Raw genomic sequence first — 19454 nt, 5'->3', positions numbered from 1 at the left:
CACTTTTGTGACACAAAAATTCTCAAATTACAGATATGTCAACTAAGCTTTTGATACTCGCCACAGGCTAAACACACGCTTAAAAAGCGCCGGAAACATAGCACTGATTAAGGAGGCTACCTTGAACTGGAAAAAGTCACTCATTGCAAGTGGTGTACTGCTAGCTTGCCTATCGGTACAAGCACAGACACTTGAGCAAGCGGTCGCAATTACTCTTGCAACCAACCCTGAAATAAAAAGCACCTTCAACGAGTTCCAAAGTGCAGTCAAGCAAGCAGATGCATCAACAGGTGCCTATTTGCCAAGCTTAAATTTGGACGCGGGCATTGGTTATGAAGGCATTAATCCCGCTGAGTTGACCGGACGATCGGACACCGATCTGACAAGAAAAGAAGCAAGTATTAGTCTGACCCAATTGCTATGGGACGGCAATGCAACTTTAAATGATATGGATAGAACCGCAGCAGACGCTGAATCTATCCGCTATCAACTTATTGCTGATGCTTCCGACATAGCACTTCGGGTGACACAAGTTTATCTGGATGCAGTAAAGGCGACAGAGGTGCTTGCCCTATCCGAAAGTAACCTTGCGGTTCATAAAGAGATTTATCGTGACATATCACGCCGCGCGAGTTCAGGGATCGGCTCAACAGCCGATGTTTCACAAGTAGAAGCTCGGATCGCCAAAGCACACGGCAATCTATTGGCAGCACAAAACAACCTCATCGACACACACACTCAATTCCGTCGCTTAGTTGGACAAGAGCCATTAGGTCTGATTTACCCGCGAGCTGATGAATCAAAGCTGCCATTGTCGTTAACGGACGCTCTTGTCGAAGCCTTTGATAAGCATCCAGTTATTAGAGTGTCTCAAGTCGACGTCGATTCTGCTCGTTTCCAATACAAGCAGTCTAAAGGTAACTACTTCCCCACACTTTCGATCGAAGCAAGCCAAACATGGCGAGACGATGCCGGCGGTGATCGAGGCAGCAGTGATGAAACACTTGCGATGCTCCGCATGCGTTACAACCTTTATAATGGCGGTTCTGACAGTGATTTGTCGGAACGAGCAGCGTTCCAACTCAACCAAGCTAAAGATTTGCGCGATAATGCATATCGCCAAGTTGAGGAAAGCCTTCGCCTATCTTGGAGTGCACTAGACTTAACACTGCAACAGAAAAACTTCTTAGCCGACCACGTTGATTCTGCATCTGAGACAGTCATTGCCTATCAAAAGCAATATCAGATTGGCCAACGTACCTTACTTGACCTACTCAACACTGAAAATGAACTGTTTGAAGCGCGTAAGGACTACCTTGATGCACACTATGCAGAACAATACGCCAAGTACCGCGTTATGAATGCAACTGGCAATCTGTTAGATGCGTTATTGGTCGATACCCCTGAGGCTTGGACTAAGCGAATGGAGTACTAAGTATGATGAACAAACACCTAATCCCTCTCACTTTACTGTTTATCGTTCCATTCAGTGCAGCCAATGCAGAGGACGAATACGACTACATCGAAACGCCTATCGCCAATCAAATATCAGACCTGACTGACGAAGATAAAGATGGTGTGGTGAATGCACGTGATATATGCCCTGGCACACCCGTTGGCGCCATGGTAGATAATGATGGCTGTGGCGCAGCGATTGTCGAACAAGAACAGAGACAACTCAGAATTTTGTTCGCCAATGACTCTTATGAAATCAACCCAATCTTCTCCGATCAGATCCAGACCATGGCAGAATTTCTTGATAGCTACCAATCTGCGTCAATTCAAATTCAAGGCTATGCCAGTAAAGTGGGTGATCCCAACTATAACCTTGAGCTATCAAAAAAACGGGCTCACGCCGTTGAAGACGAACTACTTTCGTATGAAGTGGATCCAAAGCGCGTCACCATCGTCGGTTACGGTGAGTCGCGTCTAGAAGCAGAAGGCGATGACGAAACCTCTCATGCTTTAAATCGTCGCGTAACCGCAACGGTGGTAGGCCTGAAAGAAGAAGTTGTTGAAGAGTGGACTATTTTCACCATCATTGAAAAGTAGCCCAAACAAAAATCCATAGGTAAAAAAACGCCCCGTCTCTACGGGGCGTTTCTAATACTAATGCTGTCTGTTTTGAATTAGTGCTGAGAGTTCACTTGCTCACTACCCTCAACACTAGCGACCTTCTTTGGCAACGACACGTGTAGTAGGAAGTAACCCAATACAGCCGCTGTCGTTGAGCCCATTAGGATACCCAAACGAGCGTAGGTATCAAACTCAGCGTTAACAGAGCCAAATGCCAGTGAAGAGATGAAGATCGACATGGTGAAACCGATACCACACAACACAGACACAGCGAAGATATGCACAAAGTTAATACCTTCAGGCAGTTTCGCAATACCTGATTTCACTGCTAACCAGCTGAACGAGAAGATACCTAGAGGTTTACCAATCAATAGACCAAGCGCGATACCCAGAGGAAGCATGGATGTCAGACCGTCTAACGACACACCTTCCAACGAGATGCCTGCGTTTGCAAAAGCAAACAGTGGCAGGATACCAAACGCAACGTATGGGTGAAGCGCATGTTCCATATGTATCAGTGGCGAGTGCTCTCCTTTCTTACCTTGTAGAGGAATCGCAAAACCGAGCACAACACCTGCAAGCGTAGCGTGGACACCTGACTTCAACACCGCAAACCACAAGATAGCACCCACAATCATATAAGGTGTTAGCTTAGTCACTTTCTTAGAGTTCAAGATAAACAGTGCCGCTGTCATTGCGAAGCCAACCGCCAGCGCTGAAGTAGAGAGATCACCCGTATAAAATAGCGCGATGATCACAACAACACCAAGGTCATCAATAATAGCCAGCGCAAGCAAGAAAACTTTCAGACTCACTGGTACACGCTTGCCGAGCAGCGCCATGATACCTAAAGCAAACGCAATATCCGTCGCGGCTGGAATCGCCCAGCCTTGAACAGCTTGTGCATCACCATAGTTAAACAGAATGTAAACCAAAGCTGGAGCGAGCATACCGCCAACGGCTGCGATTGCTGGGAAGATAGCTGTTTCTTTTGATTTAAGAGCACCTTCAAGTAGCTCTCGTTTTACTTCCAAACCGATTAGCAAGAAAAAGACAGCCATCAAGCCATCGTTGATCCAATGCGACACAGACATACCAAATACGTAGGTATGAAGAAAACCTTGGTATGCATCATTCAACGATGTATTTGCGATTGTCATAGCAACTGCAGCCGCAATTACCAGCAGAATGCCCCCGGCAGACTCCATTTTGAAGAAATCGCGAATCATGTCATTCATTATATTGCCCTTATATTTATTATGTTAATAAGCGATTAACAAAGAATACAGTTGAGTTTATAGAGTTCGCCAACACAGTAAAAATCGCTTCTTTAGAGTAAATGATTCGGTTTTTCCGATGAAAACCGTTCGAATGCCATTTATTTTCCTTAATTAATTATAGGCAAAATCAACGCTTTTCCATATAAAAACGCAAAAGCCACTTCATATTACAAGAGAAGTGGCTCTGGTACGATTGAAACACAACAGTTTGTACACCCATCAAAATCGAGGTTAGTAACCGGTAAGTTGCATAAACCCCTTGGATTTGTGACTTCCCGTTGTGGTAATTGGCCCTTCCCAATATGGCAAAACAAAAGGAAGCCACAAGTTGGAGTTCAATACTTGGGTATTTAATCGGATTCCATAATCAGGGACATTGATTGCCCATTGCATAGGAATCGATCTTCCATTGTTGAAATCGGCGGACAGCACGGGCGTGATATCGATTTGATCATTGGTGAGCGTAACGACTTTGCCATCATTGGTTGATAGCGTGCCGAACAAATAAGGCAGCTGCTGATCATGACGATAGCGACTAACCGACAAGGTTGTCTCATCATCAAGCTGGAACACAAACCAATCCCAGCCTTGTTGCCCTTCGGCTAGCAAACCACTTCCCCACTCTTTGCTCATCCAGCCTTTGCCTTCGACTGGCACAACCTTGTTTCCGCCAAGATCCAACAGGCCTTTAACGTTCAAAAATGGGGCTGTTATATTGTGAGAAGCGATGGGCAACAAATCGTGTTTAACAACGTAACCACGTTCTCCGGGAATGACAAACGGCCCGCGCGTCGACGTGGTGAGGCGAAGACCAAAAGTATCCGTCTGAGCGTCCAATAGCCCAGGGAAAGGTGTCTGTCCCAAAGAGCGCCAGAACCAATTATCAATCCATAATTTGAATGGTTTGACCGTCATGCCGGCTTGTCCGATCCCACCCCGTGCGACTCGCTGCTCACGCCAGACACGGTGCTTATCAGAAATAACAACATGAGAAATATAGAGTTGAGGGCTTTGCCAACCTGACAAGTTACTGTCGCTGTTCGCGATACGGAAGTAACTCCATTGGACACCGTATTGGTTGCCTCTTTTATCAACGACATTAGCAAAGAAGTGCCACCATCCATGCTGATATTGGTTGTGAAACGCGAAGTCTTCAGGCAACACCACAGGAGTGTCAGGCAGCACTGGTTCAAACACTTTATCCGCTTGAGAGCGGAACATCGCGTTCATTCCATTGTGGTTGTCGACGCTGTCGAGTTGGTTCGAGTGATGAAAATAAAGTGCTGAAAATATACCTGCCGCAATAGCGATAATTGCTATGATCACGAGCGTGAATTTCGAGCTCTTCATTTACAACGCATCCCTTAATGACTTCATCGGCGTATTTCTCACCATCCGTAGAACAGGCAACGCCCCAGCCAACATCAAAGAGAGCATAGCTAGCGACGCAGTCTGAAGATATTCGGTTGGTATGAATTGTAGTTCCAGAGTCCAACCAAATGACTGTTTAATGATGATATCCACCACAAGGCGTGCCAAAGCAAGCCCCAACGGCATGGCAATCAACATCGAGATAGCACCGAAAACAAACAGCTGCAAACTGCCCATTAAGATCAGCTCTCGTCCAGATATACCGACACAGCGAAGCAAAGCTATGTGTTTCTGACGAGAAACCTCCCCCGCGACTGTAGCGAAGAAAATACCAAACACCGCTATGACCAACGTAATATTGCCCAACGTATCCGCAATGGAGAAAGTACGGTCAAACACGCGCAGTGCATGTTTGTGAATATCACTATTGTCAAACACTCGCTCAGAATCAAGCCTAAACACCGCCTCGAGACGGCGTTTCAAACCAATCGGATTGACATCCTCCTTGAGCACAGTGCCCAAAGCGACCATACCGCTTCCAGCAAAAGCGTAAAGCCAATTTCGATGGGACAAGAGCACTTGGTTATACGGGTTGCCATAGTCATAATAGACCCCAACGACTTGCCAACCTTGCCCTAGTTTTCCATCAAGATCGATGTAATCTCCGGGACGAATCCCGAGCTTAAGTGCCATCGATTCACTCACCATGACCCCCTTAGAGTGGTGGAGATGATACCAATAGTCAGGAATACCAAGCTTGACCGTCAGAGCGCCTAACTCACCTTCAGACGGTCCGGTACTCACCACTTGCAGTGCACCATAGGAGGTAGAGACCTCTTTTTCCCATCGCCACCAAACCGACTCAACCTCTGGCTGTTTAGCTAACCAACCACTCATTCGAGCCGCGGTACTGGTATTCGGATAGATGTAGAGATCTGCCGCTAAACGCTGACTTAACCATTTATCCGTGGTATCCCTAAAACTGCCGACCATCGTTTCAATACCGATATTGGCCGCCATCGCGAGCATAAAGGCCATTGTAGCGACACCTCGATAGCTCATACTTGCAGCCGCATCGGCGAAGAACCAGCGCACTTTTACCCAGCGAAGTGAATATGAAAGGCTTTCGAACACTCGCCAAATAATATAAGGCGTGAACAGTGCGACACTTAACAGCATCAAAGCAATAATGGCAAAACCCGACTCTTGTGTCTGCGGAGCCTGATAAATCGCAATCGCGGCCATACAGAATGCACATGCCAGCAATGCTTGAATAGTGAACTCTGCACCAGTAAAGCGAGCCAGTGACAATCGCGTGGTAAGACGAACAGGCTGAGAACGCAGTAAGCGCACCAAAGGCCACGCACAGGCGACAATGGCACCTGCGGCCGAAAGATACAAACTGTAAAGACTCGCTTGCCAGTTCCAGCTAATCGCCAAACCAACGTTAGCATCGTAAAGATCGCTTAAACTTGCTGACACTGTTGGAATCAGTTGGTTTGCTAACAGCATGCCCAGCAAGTTGCCGCACAACCAACTCACCAAGACCAATGCAAGCAGCTCCAGCAACAAGGCCTGCGCAAGTTGCCAGCCTGATACGCCAGTCTGGCGCAAGATACCCACTAGCCGTTGACGCTGAGTGAGAGACAGCGACATCGCCTGATAGAAGATAAACAGACCGACTAAAAAAGCCAACATCCCCATCGCACTCAAATTCATGTGGAACGCTTGCGTCAGCGATTCTAGTTCTGCACGCGAACTGCGGTTCAACTCCATGCCATTAGGTAGAATAGATTTTAGCTTCGCCAGTTTTTCAGGTGGCATATCACCACAAGCAATCACGGAGATACCAGAGCTGCGCGCTAATGTTCTCAGTAGCGAGATATCGGCTAGAATACGAGTCCCATTTAGCTTCCCTTCTTGGTCGACCATAATCGGACCAAGCGTACTACCGTTATCTAACTGAATGACATCGTTGTCTTGCCACTTCATTCGAGCAGCCAGATCCGAACTGACAAGGATTGGATAAGGGGGATGCATCAAAGCGAGTGTTGACTGATCTTCGAGCAATACGCCAGGTTGAAAACGCAGCATTGCCACAGGGTCGATACCAATCAGCATCAAATCGACACCGCTCGCGGTATCAACTCTTAAACTTTCAAACGGTGCACATTGATGGAATCCATCACGACGCAGCTGGATGTAAAATCCTTGAGGGATCTTGCTTGTGGCATGCTTAGGACGAACACGATATGGAAGAGGGTTGGAAAATAGCTTTTCACCATGCTCATAACTTTGACGAGCATGGCTATTAATCGCGGTCACGCCAACTAAGAGTGATACACCAAGAGTAAGACCGAGCCAGACGAGAAGGATTTGAAAAGGATAACGCCTGTAGTGGCCAAGTAGTGCTTTAACTACGGGCCATAACATGCAACTGCCCTCCTTGGAGCCTTATCCTGCCTTCCATATGTTCCGCAACGCGTTCACTGTGCGTAACCAACAATAAAGTACAGTCAAGCTGCCTGGTTAAGCTCGTTAACAAACGCATCACCGCTTCTGCATTTCGCTCATCAAGACTTCCCGTAGGTTCATCAGCAAGAAGAATCTTGGGTTCCATATATAACGCACGAGCAATCGCAACACGCTGTTGCTGACCACCTGATACCTCTTCAGGATAGCGACCTAATAGCGGCATTAAATCCAAAGCAGAGAGAATTTGACGCCATAGTCCCTGATCTTCAGGCAAGCCTTTTAGCTGGCGACAGAAACGGATGTTATCCGCGACATTCAGAGTCGGAAGAAGGTTAAATTGCTGAAAGATAAGGCCAATGTTATTACGACGATAAGCGGTGCGCTTGGTCTCTGCGACAGAGTTCATCGCAAAATTGGGGAAAAGAACTTCACCAGAATCAACGGTATCAAGGCCTGCTATCAGGTTGAGTAAAGTGCTCTTTCCAGAACCACTTTCGCCCATCAGAGCAACCTGCTCCCCTTGTTTCAATGACAACTCAGCACCTTGTAAAACAGGGTGAAATTCACCACCGTCTAAGTAGCCCTTACATAGGTCTGTCAGTTGTAACATCGATTCTCTCGTTAACCTTACAAATAGGAATGTGAATCTACACTAAATCGACCCATCTAGGAAGTAATTTGGATACTAGATCACAAGATATGCATCTATACACATCAAATAGACGCTCAATATCTAATTTTCGATCAAATTACGTATCCATTTGCGTGTACTCATCCTAAACAGCGAACCAAACCATTTAATCAGTTCTTCGGTCAAAAACAGCAAATAGATCCACTCTGGCGGCCAGCCTAAGACAATCGCCGCAAACGCAGCAAGAGGAATACCAATAAGCCATTGAGCAACCAGATCTTGGTAGAGACAGAACTTAACGTCACCCCCTGCACGCAACACGCCTACAATGGTCATCATCGGCACAGAGCGAAGTACGATACCAACACTCAATACAAGCATAAACTTTTCCGCCAAAGCGCGGGTTTCGGCAGACAACGCGCTAAAACCATCAAGCACAGAGCTTTGGACAAAGAACAGCAAAATCGCAACCACAACACCAACAAGTAAGCTGAGTAGCGTAACACCAATAGCTTGATAATAAACCGCATCATAATTCTTAGCGCCAATCTGATTACCCACCAACACCGCTGCGGCATTCGACATTCCTATTAGCAATGCTAAGGCGATAGATTCAACAGGCGTCATCACTGATAACGCAGCCAAACCTTGAACACCGGATTGTCCCATAATGGCGTGATAAGCAAACAAACCACCAGCCCATGCCAAGAAGTTAAAAGTGGTTGGCAGAGACAGTTTCAAGAACTTGATGACTCTATTCCACTCAATGACTCGTCGAATATCATCAACTCCAAACGCCAGCAAATGCTGCTTAACATGCAGGTAGCAAAATAGCGTGAGCACCTCTATCGCGCCGCTCATCACCGTTGCTATCGCCGCCCCTTTGATCCCCATTGCAGGCATACCAAATTTACCAAAAATCAGTACCCAGTTGAGAAAGATGTTGGACACAATACCAATGCCACTAAAAAAGGTGCTGATACCGGGCTTATGCATCGCTCGCAAGCCCACCGACATACTGGCAACACAAGCGACTGCGAACATGGTGACTGACGTGATGACCAGATAGTCGCTACCGAGTTGATTGACCTCTGGATCATTGGTTGCTAGCCCCATGATCTGGCTTGGGAAAAGAACAAATAGCAGAGCAGTCAGCGCAGCAAATAGGGTACAAACCAACCAAGTTAAAGCGGTGCTTTCACGCACCCCTTGTCGATCACCTGCCCCCCAATATTGTGCTGTCAGCAAGGCCCCACCTGTGGTCACACCGACTAACATAATGGTGGTAACAAACGTTGCCCTAGCAGCGACACCGACCGCCGCAATTTCTGCTTCGCCTAATTGGCCTAACATCAGAACATCGACCAAACTACGGCTTGAGAACATGATACTTTGCAGCGTGATAGGTAGAGCGATAGCAATCAGACGGCGGATAAAGTCACCACGGGTATGGTGCATGATTTGAGAAAGCATAGACAAACGCCCACCTTGAGCTGCAACAGCATGAAAATAGAGAAAAAAATACTTGGTTATTATATGATCGGCTTAAATATGAAACCATAAAAATATCAGGGAAAATAAATGAAGAAAGTGCTGGTATTGGGGGCGTCAGGATACGTGGGTTCTCAACTCCTAGAACAGCTCTGCCAACGTGGTTATCACGTTACAGCTGCGGCTCGACAAATCGAGTATCTTCGCGCGCGCGTGGCACCTCATCCCAATCTCACCCTGCGCTATCTTGATCTTGCCGACCAAGCGGCGACCATGGAACTTGTGCCTCACTTTGATCTTATCTATTTTCTAGTCCATGGTATGGCTCACGGCCATGATTTCCTTGATTACGAAATCTCGCTGGCGGAGAACTTTAAAGCCGCCCTAGCCCACAGTAAGGTTCAACACGTCATCTATCTGAGTGCGATTCAACCTCAGACTGGCAATTCAAAACATCTGCAAGCGCGGCGAATGACGGGGGATATTATCCGTTCCTCTGGCGTTCCCATCACTGAGTTACGCGCTGGAGTGATTATTGGCCCAGGTTCTGCTGCTTTTGAAATCATGCGCGATTTTGTCTACAACATGCCGTTGTTGATCACCCCTAAGTGGGTCGATTCACGCGCGAACCCAATTGCACTAGAAAATCTCAATCACTATCTGCTAGCCGTCGCGTTAGAGTCACCAACAGAACATCAGTTGTTCGAAGTAGGCGGGCCCGACACTCTCAGTTATCGCGAACAGTTTAAAGTCATTGCGCAGGCAATCCACAAACCAATATCGATATGGTCGACCTCTTTGTTGACCCCAAAGATGGCATCACATTGGCTTGGCATAATCACGTCTGTCCCTTCAAGTATCGGTGCAGCACTGCTATCTGGGTTAGAACATGATTTTATCGCTGACTCGACAGCCATTAGGCAGCGCTACCCTCAGCAACTAGTGCGTTTTTCTGACATGGTCAAAAACAGCATAGAGCGTGAAGGGACTTTCGTTCGTAGTAATGTTTGGGGATTTGACCCAGCAGCTCTCTCGCGCTGGCAACCCGGATTTGGTTATTACCCTAAACAGACCGGAGCCAGTATTGAGACAGAGTTAAGTTCCGAGCAACTGTGGCAACTGGTCAAACAGATTGGCAGCAGACAACAAGGATATTTCTTCGCCAACAGTTTGTGGCGCACGCGAGAATGGCTCGATATTTTTTTCGGTGGCGGTCGCCCTATCAGACGCTCCCCGTCGGGGCCACAGTTGCAAGTAGGCGATTTTATTGACTCATGGAAGGTCATCCGCTGTGAAGAACAGCAGTTCATCTCTTTACTGTTTGGTATGAAAGGGCCAGGGCTTGGTCGATTAGAATTTTTGATTGAGGATGTAGGCCAGTTTAGGCGCTTAACCGTAACGGCATGGTGGCACCCCCAAGGTTTCAAAGGGCTTCTTTACTGGTTTGCGATGATGCCTGCGCACATGTTTATTTTTAAAGGAATGGTCAAAGCCATTGTTCGAAAAGCAAAAGAGCTTCCACACTCGTAGAAGCTCTTTTCGATTACAGCTCGATGACTATACCGTCAAACTCAGAGGTATTTCTGCAAGCTGATTGCCTCTATTGGCTGGGAAAATCAAATACTCACCGTGATATTTCACATTTGATTTATAGTCGGTGACTTTATGTACCATAAAGCCTGCTGCGGATGCTTTCTCAACAAAATCCGCATGATGACCACGTACAAACCAACTCATTGGTTTCACTAGCTCTTCGCCATCAAAACAGTTATCACACTGATCTGAACAGAGCGCCAGTGAGTTTGGACCTTCAGTAAAAATCTGAACTTTACCGCAATTGACTAATGGTTCTGAGGTTGAGATCTCCCACCCTTGCTGCTCCATCGCATCAAGAAACGCATCAATCTCTTTGTCTTTAATCACACGTTCAGCTTCACCTTGTGGGAAAAACTGCGCATAGAACTTAGAGATTCGCTGGAAAGTCTGCATCAAACTAGCTTGATTACCTTTAGAACGACCGCTTTTTTGCCAACGAGTCAGGTCATCGACCACAATACGTGGATACTGCTGCGATTTTAGCGCTTTGGTCACCCAACGAACCAAATAAAGATTGTTTGCCACTGGCCCATTCACCAGCTTACCCGCTTTGTGCTCTCGAGCAATGTCATCCAATGCCGCATTCACTAGTTTTTGTATTTCTACCGTATATTCAGACATTACGCCTTTCTTCCAAATACCCAATAACAGGTAGCCGAGATCACCGAGCACAAGCTCATAACCGTTATCATCGGCCAGGTTACGCCGCCGGGCAAAAATGCCACAACAGCACCAATAATAGACCCAGTTCCAAAACGTAGAGTCCCTGCCAACGAAGAAGCAGTACCTGCCATCGTTGGATAATCACTCAATAATAGTCCCATGGTGTTACTGCCGATGGTCGACAATGTACCAATAAACATCACCACAAACACCACCGTGCCCCATAGACCTGCGTCGAGCAACCATGTAACAAATAGACCAATACCCGCGATAAGTTGAACCAGTAAACCAAAGCGCAACATGTTATGCGAGCCGACCTTTTTAACTAATCTGCCGTTAATGCTGGTCATAATAATCATTGCAACGATATTAAGCGCAAACAAATAACCAAACTGATCCGGCCTCACACCATAAATATCAATATAGACAAACGAACCTGCGGTCAAAAATGCAAACATGCCTGCAAAAGAAAACGCTCCCGAGAAGATAAGACCCATCGCCACAGGATTTTGAAACAAGCGTAAATAGTTGCGAAGTGTATTTCTGATCCGTAGCGGTTGCTTATTTTCTGCACTTAAAGTTTCAGGAATCTTCCACAATACTAGGGCGATAACAACCAAGGAAAATGCAGCAAGAATCCAGAAAATCGCTCTCCAACCGAACCAAACCGCTACATATCCGCCAATCATAGGCGCAATCAGCGGAGCAACCGTCATAACCAATGTGACAAATGACATCGCTCGGGTGAAATCCTCTCGGTCAAACATATCGCGAACAACCGCTTGGATAATCACGGCGGCCGCTGCACCAGCAAAACCTTGAGCGGTGCGAACCCAAGTCAACGCATCGATGCCATGGGTTGTTGCACTGACTACCGATGCTAAACCAAAAAACAGCACGCCCAGCAGCAAGACCGGTCTGCGTCCATAGCTGTCTGCTAATGGTCCATGAATTAACTGACCAATGGCGAAGCCTGCGGTATAGGCGGTCAAGGTAACTTGTACCGAACCCTCACTAACACCAAGATCGCGGGCGATGGCTGGCATTGCTGGCAAGTACATATCAATGGCTAAAGGGGTCAGAGCACCAATCGCACCCAGCACTAAAAATAGTAGAAAACTGATATGTGGAGTATTGGATTTCGCTAAGGATTTTTCAGACATAAGTCTCCTACTCGGCGGCGTATAAGATGCAGCCTCCATGCTGCAACCAAACAGTATGTATAAATATCAACGATGTCGTGATCCGATCTATCCTCAATCAAATCCGGATAAAAAACTAGTTCCCATTCGGAAACAAAGCATTTCCCAAACTATCTATTAATTCCAGACAGATTCAATTTCTTCTTCAGTCAGATAACGATATTCGCCCGGTTCCAAGGTGTCACACAACTCGATTTCACCAATGCGTTCGCGGTGCAGATGTTCAACTTTATTTCCCAGAGCGGCAAACATACGCTTAACTTGGTGATACTTGCCTTCCGTGATCGTCAGTAATACTTCATTTTCTTCCGCATTCACCACTTCTAGGCTGGCAGGAAGCGTCAGCTCTTTCTCATTGCGCAACTGAATACCGGCCGCAAACTTGTCTGCGTAGTCCTCTTGCACAGGATCCGCCAACCATACACGATAGGTTTTCGCACACTTATGCTTGGGAGACGTAATTCGGTGCGACCACTGACCATCATCAGTAATCAACACTAGACCTGTAGTATCCACGTCGAGGCGACCAGCAAAGTGAAGATCTTCAATTTTCACTTCGTCCAGCAACACAAATGCTGTTTGATTGAATCCATCTTCATGCGAGCAAACAAAACCATCAGGCTTGAACAGCATGATATAACGTGGACCGGGTTTATGTATTTCTCTACCCTGCCACTCAACCGTACAATCTTCAGTGATCTTAACCGCACCACTTTTCTGCACGACGTCGTTAACTGTTACATCGCCACTTTTAATGATTTTTGTTGCTTCTTTACGTGTTGCACCTAATGCATCACATAGATATTTATCTAAACGCATGAATACCTCATCTCAGTCAGGTGGGGTATTATAGTGCGACTAAACTAAATAGTTGAGCTATTTCACACATTTTATGTATACACTCCGCCCTTACCAGTCTGATTCGGTAAAAGCCGTAATCCATCACTTTCGTCAACACTCAACACCGGCTGTTTTGGTACTGCCTACTGGTGCTGGAAAAAGCTTAGTTATCGCTGAATTAGCGAGGCTGGCAAAAGGCAGAGTTTTGGTACTTGCCCACGTCAAAGAGTTGGTCGAACAAAACCACGAGAAGTACGAAGGATACGGACTCAAAGGCTCAATCTATTCAGCAGGTTTAGGGCGTAAAGAGACAGACCAACAAGTGGTCTTCGCATCGGTTCAATCTGTGGTACGTAATCTCGATCAATTTGAAAATCAATTTTCACTCTTAGTCATCGACGAGTGCCACCGAGTACCCGACGATAAGAACACCAGCTATCAAAAAGTCATTACCCATTTACGAAACCTAAACCCTGGTATTAAGGTTCTCGGGCTCACCGCAACACCCTATCGACTTGGAATGGGCTGGATTTATCAATATCACTCTCGGGGTTTGGTGCGAAGTGAAGAACCGCGTTTCTTCCGCGACTGCATTTTCGAACTGCCTATTCGTTACTTACTTGATGAAAAGTTCCTCACTCCGGCAAGAATGATGGACGCACCAGTGCTGAGTTACGATTTCTCGCAGCTTAAACCAGCCAGTACAGGTCGCTATAAAGAGTCGGAAATGGATATGGTCATCGACAAAGCCAAGCGAGCCACCCCGCAAATTGTCGACCAAATCATTCACATGTCTCGCCAGAAACAGGGCATCATGATATTTGCTGCTACGGTTCGCCATGCTCAAGAAATATTTAGCTTACTTCCTCAAGGGGAAGCCGCCATCGTCATTGGCGATACCCCGACACCTGAACGTGACGCCATTATCAGCGCCTTCAAGCAGCGAAAAATCAAGTACTTGGTCAACGTGTCTGTATTGACCACGGGGTTTGACGCGCCGCACGTCGACCTTATTGCTATTTTACGCCCCACAGAATCGATCAGTCTCTATCAGCAAATCGTTGGTCGCGGACTACGCTTATCTCCGGGGAAAGATGAATGTCTGGTACTGGATTACGCAGGCAATAGTTACGACCTTTATCAGCCAGAAGTTGGCGATCCAAAGCCCGACTCAGACAGTGAAATCATTACCATCCCTTGCCCTGCCTGTGGTTTTAATAATAACTTTTGGGGCAAACTCGACAACAACGGATTTTTAATCGAACACTTTGGCCGTAAATGCCAAGGCTATTTTGAAGATGATGAAACGGGTGAGCGTGAACACTGCAACTATCGTTTTCGCGCCAAATACTGCGGTGAATGCGGGGCAGACAATGATATCGCCGCCCGAATTTGCCATGAATGTGACGCCACTCTGGTTGATCCAGATAAGAAACTAAAAGAAGCGTTAAACCTAAAAGATGCCTTAGTCTTCGAATGCCGTGAAATGACCCTCTCTGTCCACAAAGACGATAAAGGTAAAAGCAGTCTCAAGGTCGCTTATATCGGGGACAACCAAGCGCAAGTTAGTGAGTTCTGGTCACTCTCTACCAAACCGCAAAAGCAGCGTTTTCTTGATCAATTTGTTCGACCGCATCTGGCAGACAAACATCGCCCCTTTGACGAGTCATCACCGACCAAAGTGGTCAACAATCAACATCGATTCCGCCCTCCTCAGTTTGTTATTGCCAGAAAATCCGGACGCTTCTGGAAGATGCGCGATAAGATTTTTGCTGACGAGTTAACTAACTAAATGCCATTCACTTGGTGTTCATAAACAAGTCCGTATACTGAGCGATAGAAAATGCGAGAAGGTATGATTATGTTTAAAAGTCCGATAGTTACGACGTCTGCCATCGTTGCCTGTGTGCTATTCTCATTACCAACAATGGCTAAAAAACATCACGAGCAAGATGGTCATGCTTTGGTTCAGGACGTACACAAGCCCGGAACTCGAATTGAGTTCGATGAGGATCAGGATGAAGTCTATGAAGCGGTCAAAAATGGCAACATTCGCCCTTTTTCAGAACTCTACGCGGCCGTTGAACGTGACTTAAACGGACGAATCATTCACGTTGAACTCGAAGAAGACGACGATATCTGGGTCTACGAACTCAAATTAAACCACGACAACAATATAATTAAAGTCGAGTACAACGCCAAAACTTTGGAAATGCTGCAAATCAAAGGCAGAAACATTAAACAAGCACTAAAAAACTAAGAAGAACTGAATATGAAAATTCTTGTTGTTGAAGATGAACCACGCCTTGGTGAACAAATTGTAGAGTCATTAGAAAAAACCGGCTGGGTGCCAGAACTTTCACAAGATGGTATTGATGCCCTCTATCGCGCGACCTCCGAAGAGTGGGACGTCATCGTACTTGATCTTGGCTTACCTAAATTAGATGGGCTAACCGTTTTGAAAGGCATTCGAGACGAGAACATCAACACGCCTGTGGTAATCCTTAGTGCGCGAGACACCCTGACCCAACGCGTAGAAGGACTCAATGCCGGAGCCGACGACTACCTGACTAAACCCTTTGAAATGGTCGAGCTTACCGCTCGCATTCGTGCGCAATTGCGCCGCGCTTCAGGTAACGCATCTCCTGTGATGCAAATTGGTAATCTCAGCCTCGATACGCGTACATCAAAAGTCATGTGGCAAGGTCAAGCGATTAGCCTCACTGCGCTAGAATATAAAGTCGTCGCCTACTTTATGCATAATCCAGAAAAGGTTATCTCGCGCACCGAACTGGTTGAGCATATCTACAAACAAGACTTTGACCGTGATTCAAACACCATTGAAGTTTTCATTGGCCGTATCCGCAAAAAAATCGCACCAAAAGTGATTAAAACCGTTCGTGGCCTAGGGTATCAACTGAATGCCGAGTAACAAACGAACGCTGCTTAAACGACTGAGTCTTAAAAGCCGCCTCGTCCTTGCGGCCGTAGTCTGGTTAACAGCGATGATTATTGCAGTTGGTGTCAGCGTACCCAATCAGGTATTCAGCTATATGGTTGATGACACCAAATCACAGCTCACCATCTATATGGATGAGATCTCAGCATCGCTTGAAGCGGATAAAACCGGCAACCTGACCCTCACGAGCACACTCTCAGATCCTCGTTTCAATCGTCCCTATAGTGGACTTTACTGGTCAGCCAAAACAGACAAGGAACTGCTTCGTTCACGCTCTCTGTGGGATAAAAAAATCACATCGGAGAAGAAAGAAAAAGAGTATTTTGGCGCACGAAACGAGAAGCTGATTTACATAAAAACCACCCTTTACTACCCAGACTATGACGGCCCAATCGAAGTGATTATCGGCATCGATGAACAACCTATCGAAGATACCGTCGGCAGCCTTATGAGCCAATTGTGGATTATTCTTGCCCTGCTCTATTTTGGCGTTCTGGCGGTCATTTTCTTGCAGGTTCAATGGTCACTCAGTCCGTTGACGAAAATGCACAAAGAACTCTCTCAGTTACGTTCTGGTGAAAAGACTCAGCTAGATCAAGACTACCCCAAAGAAGTTGCTCCGGTTGTGTCTGATCTCAATGCGCTGGTGTTCCACTACCAAGAGCTACTTGAACGCGCTCGACACCATGCTGGAAATCTATCTCATGCGTTAAAAACGCCTTTGTCGGTGTTAAAAAACGAAATCGCGGCGCTTGATCAGGAAACCCAGCGCTACCTACACCCCCCCGTCGAGCAGATTCAAAGCCAAATTGACTACCACCTTGGCCGTGCTCGTATGGCTGGCTCAAAGAATATTCTTTCGGTTCGAGCGAATCCTTCCCAAAGAGTTGATGCGATTTCGATGGCGTTCGATAAAGTCTATGCAGAGCGTGGCGTGACGCTTATCAACGAACTTGATTCCGATATTCAAGTGGCGGTTGATAAAACAGACTTAGATGAAATGGTCGGTAACTTGCTCGAAAATGCGTACAAATGGTCAGAAAGCATCATCCGTGTGCATTCCGAGACCTTAGCAGCTGATGACATCGCCATTATCATTGAAGACGATGGCCCTGGGATACCCGATGAAAAACTCAAACAGGCAATTGAACGCGGAGTACGCCTTGATGAGACGACGCCAGGTACCGGTTTAGGCTTAAATATCGTCAGTGAAATGGCACACAGCTACCGAGGGAAACTAACCCTGTCACGCAGTTCCATGGGGGGATTGAGAGCGGTGTTAACATTAAAGCTTTCATAATCAGTCATCATTCCAGTTGAGTAATCTCATCGTTGAAATAGACCTTGTTCACCTTATCCCACGGAATCGGATCGAGCGTCGCACCAAGTTGTTTGGCTCTTTCTGCCATCCGCTTGCCATAATTAATTCGATAGATTTCTGCATCGTTGCCAAAGGTGTCAGCGTCTAGCTCTTCAGCAGGCGCAAGTTCAGTAATGAAATTGTACTCACCACAACCATAGAGCCACACTTTTGTATTCCCGTTGGGTAGAAAACCAAAAACAATAGTTACCTTGTAGCAATCCAGTTCGACATTATCCCAAGTAATATATTTGCGCTTCGTAGACATTTGTTTTTTTAGATTATTTGGCAACTCCAGTAGAGTTACATATGATTTGGCATTACTTATTGATGCCCAATAAATAGTAATACTATCGGGTAAGTTATTAGTTCCACTGACTTGCCTTGAATAGCCGATAGGAGCTCCCAGTACCATGCCGTACCCATCATAATTTGGGTAAGACTTTTTTATATATTCGAATTTGCTTCTATATAAATACTGCTGATCATTATGTAAAAATGACGTCCAGCCAAGTTGCTCATTATTTCCATATGCTCGAAGCACTTTTGCAGGATATAAAGTCGACATAGCGTACCCAACACGCCATTTAGGCATATCTTCCGGTACGTTAGGCGCTCGACTAAATGCATTAGCATTTGCATAAGTGATAAGCACTAACAGGGCAATAAACCACTTTATATCAAGACAACTCACAGCATCATGCCCTCTACTTATCTTGGAAAAGGTCAAAACACATCATAGTTCGAGCTTAGTAATTTCTTCTTTGGAATAGACCTTGTTAACCTTATCCCACGGAATTGGATCGAGCGTCGCACCAAGTTGTTTGGCTCGTTCTTTCATACTCTCACCATAGTCTATTCGATAAGCTTCGGCTTCATTGCCAAAGGTGTCCATATCAAACTCCTCAATAGGTTCAAGCTCTGTAACAAACTTGTACTCGCCACAGCCATCTAGCCACACTTTTGTATTTCCGTTGGGTAGAAAGCCAAAAATAATGTCTTTCTCATAACAATCCAATTCAACTTCATCCCATGTTAAAAACTTCCTTTTGACCATCATCTCGCGCTTCAGTTTTTGAGTTATATTGAACTGCGTCAGAAAAAACCTTTGATTGGTGATTGAAGCCCAATAAAGATAAACGCGATCGGGAAGGACATTCGTCGGCATAACCTGTCTTTTGATGGCGACGGGGATACCTAATGCGATACTGTAGCCATCGTAATTCGGGGCATACTTTCTCATCTCTTTAAGCTCAGTTCTGCCAAAAAAAAAGCACATCATTATGAATAAAGGAGGTCCAACCTCGGCTGTCATTAACACCATAGGTTTGAGTCACTTCAGCAGGATATAAGGTCGACATTGCATAACCTATACGCCATGCCGGCATATCCTCTGGTACGCTCGGCACTCGGCTAAATGCATTAGCATTTGTAAAAGCGATAAGCACTAACAGGGCAATAAACCACTTTATATCAAGACAACTCACAGCATCGTGCCCTATACTTATCT

The 19454-nt window shown here is 46.1% G+C and carries 17 protein-coding genes; 7 read left to right on the top strand and 10 right to left on the bottom strand.

Annotated features, from left to right (window positions below; all coding sequences use genetic code 11):
• Nucleotides 1–121 precede the first annotated feature (121 nt).
• Together QTN95_RS08620 and QTN95_RS08615 are read left to right on the top strand one after the other, a co-directional pair.
• Nucleotides 122–1435 (top strand): TolC family outer membrane protein, encoded by a 1314-nt coding sequence (locus tag QTN95_RS08620; protein ID WP_331417174.1) that lies wholly within the window; start codon nt 122–124, stop codon nt 1433–1435.
• 2 nt (nt 1436–1437) lie between these two features.
• A complete protein-coding gene (locus QTN95_RS08615; RefSeq protein WP_331417173.1) occupies nt 1438–2052 on the top strand; it encodes an OmpA family protein in 615 nt (204 codons plus the stop codon).
• 77 nt (nt 2053–2129) lie between these two features.
• Here QTN95_RS08615 and nhaA read toward each other — a convergent pair whose 3' ends face one another.
• The 5 genes from nhaA to QTN95_RS08590 all read right to left on the bottom strand — a co-directional run bounded on the left by nhaA (nt 2130) and on the right by QTN95_RS08590 (nt 9306).
• Complete coding sequence (nhaA, locus tag QTN95_RS08610; protein WP_331417172.1) at nt 2130–3314, bottom strand: Na+/H+ antiporter NhaA; 1185 nt, start codon at nt 3312–3314, stop codon at nt 2130–2132.
• A gap of 273 nt (nt 3315–3587) precedes the next feature.
• Nucleotides 3588–4706 (bottom strand): lipocalin-like domain-containing protein, encoded by a 1119-nt coding sequence (locus QTN95_RS08605; protein ID WP_331417171.1) that lies wholly within the window; start codon nt 4704–4706, stop codon nt 3588–3590.
• Entirely contained in the window at nt 4707–7160 is a 2454-nt protein-coding gene (locus QTN95_RS08600) for an ABC transporter permease (RefSeq protein ID WP_331417170.1), read from the bottom strand.
• On the bottom strand, nt 7141–7812 hold the full coding sequence (locus tag QTN95_RS08595) for an ABC transporter ATP-binding protein (RefSeq protein WP_331417169.1): 672 nt from the start codon (nt 7810–7812) through the stop codon (nt 7141–7143). The genes QTN95_RS08600 and QTN95_RS08595 overlap by 20 nt, the downstream gene beginning before the upstream one ends.
• 123 nt (nt 7813–7935) lie before the next feature.
• Nucleotides 7936–9306, bottom strand: coding sequence for an MATE family efflux transporter (locus tag QTN95_RS08590; protein WP_138971998.1), 1371 nt, complete (start codon nt 9304–9306; stop codon nt 7936–7938).
• Between the two features lie 108 nt (nt 9307–9414).
• Here QTN95_RS08590 and QTN95_RS08585 point away from each other — a divergent pair, with 108 nt between their 5' ends.
• Nucleotides 9415–10854, top strand: coding sequence for a DUF2867 domain-containing protein (locus QTN95_RS08585; protein WP_331417168.1), 1440 nt, complete (start codon nt 9415–9417; stop codon nt 10852–10854).
• Between the two features lie 27 nt (nt 10855–10881).
• Here the strand turns inward: QTN95_RS08585 and QTN95_RS08580 are convergent, their stop codons facing one another.
• The 3 genes from QTN95_RS08580 to rsuA form a co-directional block, all read right to left on the bottom strand.
• Nucleotides 10882–11541: a DUF2913 family protein gene (locus QTN95_RS08580; protein ID WP_331417167.1), complete on the bottom strand. Its 660-nt coding sequence runs from the start codon at nt 11539–11541 to the stop codon at nt 10882–10884.
• Nucleotides 11541–12746: a Bcr/CflA family multidrug efflux MFS transporter gene (locus tag QTN95_RS08575; protein ID WP_331417166.1), complete on the bottom strand. Its 1206-nt coding sequence runs from the start codon at nt 12744–12746 to the stop codon at nt 11541–11543. Before QTN95_RS08575 ends, QTN95_RS08580 begins: the two co-directional genes overlap by 1 nt.
• A 156-nt stretch (nt 12747–12902) precedes the next feature.
• The gene (gene rsuA, locus QTN95_RS08570; protein ID WP_331417165.1) at nt 12903–13604 is read right to left on the bottom strand and encodes a 16S rRNA pseudouridine(516) synthase RsuA; all 702 of its coding nucleotides are present in this window, start codon (nt 13602–13604) and stop codon (nt 12903–12905) included.
• A 73-nt stretch (nt 13605–13677) separates the two neighbouring features.
• Between rsuA and QTN95_RS08565 the strand changes: the two genes are divergently transcribed.
• The 4 genes from QTN95_RS08565 to QTN95_RS08550 all read left to right on the top strand — a co-directional run bounded on the left by QTN95_RS08565 (nt 13678) and on the right by QTN95_RS08550 (nt 17884).
• Nucleotides 13678–15417, top strand: a complete 1740-nt coding sequence (locus QTN95_RS08565; RefSeq protein WP_331417164.1) for a DEAD/DEAH box helicase — start codon at nt 13678–13680, stop codon at nt 15415–15417.
• A gap of 135 nt (nt 15418–15552) precedes the next feature.
• On the top strand, nt 15553–15885 hold the full coding sequence (locus QTN95_RS08560) for a PepSY domain-containing protein (RefSeq protein ID WP_443088864.1): 333 nt from the start codon (nt 15553–15555) through the stop codon (nt 15883–15885).
• A gap of 12 nt (nt 15886–15897) precedes the next feature.
• Complete coding sequence (locus QTN95_RS08555; RefSeq protein ID WP_138972005.1) at nt 15898–16557, top strand: response regulator transcription factor; 660 nt, start codon at nt 15898–15900, stop codon at nt 16555–16557.
• A complete protein-coding gene (locus tag QTN95_RS08550) occupies nt 16547–17884 on the top strand; it encodes an ATP-binding protein (RefSeq protein ID WP_138972006.1) in 1338 nt (445 codons plus the stop codon). The genes QTN95_RS08555 and QTN95_RS08550 overlap by 11 nt, the downstream gene beginning before the upstream one ends.
• A gap of 7 nt (nt 17885–17891) precedes the next feature.
• On the opposite strand, the gene QTN95_RS08545 is transcribed toward QTN95_RS08550, so the two are convergent.
• Together QTN95_RS08545 and QTN95_RS08540 are read right to left on the bottom strand one after the other, a co-directional pair.
• The gene (locus QTN95_RS08545; protein ID WP_331417162.1) at nt 17892–18638 is read right to left on the bottom strand and encodes a DUF2931 family protein; all 747 of its coding nucleotides are present in this window, start codon (nt 18636–18638) and stop codon (nt 17892–17894) included.
• A 42-nt stretch (nt 18639–18680) separates the two neighbouring features.
• Nucleotides 18681–19259 carry a DUF2931 family protein gene (locus QTN95_RS08540; protein ID WP_331417161.1) on the bottom strand — a complete coding sequence of 193 codons (579 nt, stop codon included), beginning with the start codon at nt 19257–19259 and terminating at the stop codon, nt 18681–18683.
• Nucleotides 19260–19454 lie beyond the last annotated feature (195 nt).

The sequence above is a fragment of the Vibrio sp. M260112 genome, assembly GCF_036533775.1.
GTDB lineage: Bacteria > Pseudomonadota > Gammaproteobacteria > Enterobacterales > Vibrionaceae > Vibrio.
Note: the sequence above shows the minus strand (reverse complement) of the source record. Positions and strands in the feature narration are given on the sequence as shown.